A 2,271-nucleotide genomic window follows, 5' to 3' on the forward strand; every position below is an offset into this window, starting at 1 on the left:
CGCAAGGCCGGCGCAGCCGGGCGCAGCGGGTCGCGACAATCGGACCGGTCGCGATCGCAAGGCCGGCGCAGCCGGGCGCAGCGGGTCGCGACAATCGGACCGGTCGCGATCGCAAGGCCGGCGCAGCCGGGCGGAAGATATGACCCTTCTTTGAGTTATCCAAGATTTCGGCATAGTTGGTTGACTTGCGGCTTGAATCGTGGGGGGGCTTCCCGCTTCAGGTTGCAGGAGGATCGTGGACCAGGATGGAACGCCGTTCGGGCGCTACCGATTGATCGAGCTGATCGGCCGCGGGGGCATGGGCGAGGTGTGGCGGGCCTTCGATACCGAAACGCAGCGGGTGGTCGCCGTGAAGGTGCTGTCCACCACGTTGGCCAGCGATCCCACATTCGTGCAGCGGTTTCGCCGCGAGGCTTTGGCAGCAGCGGGACTCAACGACCCGCACGTCGTGCCGATTCACCATTTCGGTGAGATCGACGGCCGCCTTTACGTCGACATGCGCCTCATCAACGGCCGCGATCTACACAGCATCATTGCCGAAGGAGCTCTGGAGCCGTCACGCGCGGTGGCGATCGTCGAACAGATTGCCTCGGCGCTCAAAGATGCACATCGGATCGGACTGGTGCACCGCGACGTCAAGCCGTCCAACATCCTCGTCGCCGAAGGTGATTTCGCCTACCTGATCGATTTCGGCATCGCCACCGCGGCGGGGGAATCACGGATGACGGGCACCGGCAGCGTGATTGGCACCTGGGCCTACATGGCGCCGGAACGGCTGACTAGCGGGCAGACCGACCCTCGCAGCGACACCTATGCCCTCGCGTGCGTCCTGCACGAGTGCTTGACCGGCAGCCAGCCCTATCCCGGCAAAAGTATCGAACAGCAGATCGGCGGCCATCTGGGTTTGCCGGCGCCTCGCCCGTCATCTCTTCGGCGAGGCCTGCCGGCACAACTTGATCAGGTCATCGCGATGGGGATGGCGAAGAATCCCGACCAGCGCTACTCGACCGTGACCGACATGGTCGCTGCGGCCCGGTCGGCGATCACCCAACCCGCGGCGGTTTCCTTCCCTCAACGCGGAGCCGACCCGGTCCAATCCGAAACCCAAGTGATACCGGTTCCGCCGAGCGTGCCCCACAACTATTACCCGGCACCGCCGACCGGCGGCACATCGAACACCGAAGCGACCCAGTTCGGCCAATACGGCCCACCGCACGGATCTGATGGGCCTCCCGGTTCTCCCTCCGGTGCCGGCTATCCGCCACCCGCCGGACCGTCGCGACCCGCGGAGCTGGCCCAACCGAACCGGAAACGCCGGAACGTCATTCTGGCGAGCAGCATCGCTGCCGTAGTCGTGATAATCGGCCTCGTTGCCGCTTTTGCACTCAACAGCGGCGGATCATCAACGGGTGGCAATACACCTGCGCCGCAAGCGAATACCGGCCCCTTGACGGGCACCTATACCGTCGAATTCGGTCCCAGCATCGGTTTGTCGGGCAGAGAGCAGCAGGGGTTGGATCCGCCAGGCAAAGAAACGTGGAAGCTGCGGTCGGTGTGCGGCTCGAAGGGGTGCGTGGCAACCGCGTTGCGAAGCAGTGGGAAATACCCGCACCCGGTCAACATGGTGTTCGACGACATCAACGAACGCTGGATCTCGGTCGGCCTGGATACCGAAAAGTGCAATGGCCACGACGTCGAAGAGTGGCACTGGATTTATCTGCGGCTTCGTCCCGACGGCGGCATGGCCGGGGAATGGATCGAAGATTCCGTTGAGTGTTACAGCAAACGAAGTGTGGTTTTCACTCGAACCGGGGACGTCGACGTTGCCAGCCTGACCGACCCGGCCAGTCTGCCGGCCCGGGTGGCGTCCCCGGCATTGGGGTTACGCGGCTTTTATCGCTCGAAATTCACGACGGCCGCCGGCCAAGCCAGGCCAGTGGACCAGGACTTCAGCGTGGATACGTTCTGCCTACGCTCAGGGGACCGATGCCTGAGCCGTTTCGTGCTGACGGATCTCACCGACCATCAACTGTTCATGTACGCCAGCAATGCCTGGACCGAAAACTCCGAGGAAGACGTCCCCTGCCAAGCGGGCGGTACCAGTCATGTCCGGGTCACCGGCGTCTTCCCGTTGCCGAAGCCGGCCCAGGATCCGATCCTGACACTGTCCGGCCACGGGACCGAAGATGCCTCGGGCAGTGCGTGCAAGGGCGGCCCCTACGATCAGGTCTTCACGCGCATCAGAGACTGAGCCCCGATGGTGGCGACCCG

Annotated in this window: 1 protein-coding gene; it reads left to right on the top strand. The window is 64.2% G+C overall.

Features of this window, described 5'->3' with window-relative positions; all coding sequences use genetic code 11:
• The first annotated feature begins 235 nt into the window (after positions 1–235).
• On the top strand, positions 236–2,251 hold the full coding sequence (locus ACZY1I_RS13170) for a serine/threonine-protein kinase (protein WP_463754835.1): 2,016 nt from the start codon (positions 236–238) through the stop codon (positions 2,249–2,251).
• Positions 2,252–2,271: the final 20 nt, after the last annotated feature.

Source organism: Mycobacterium sp. IDUB_37 (assembly GCF_055419245.1).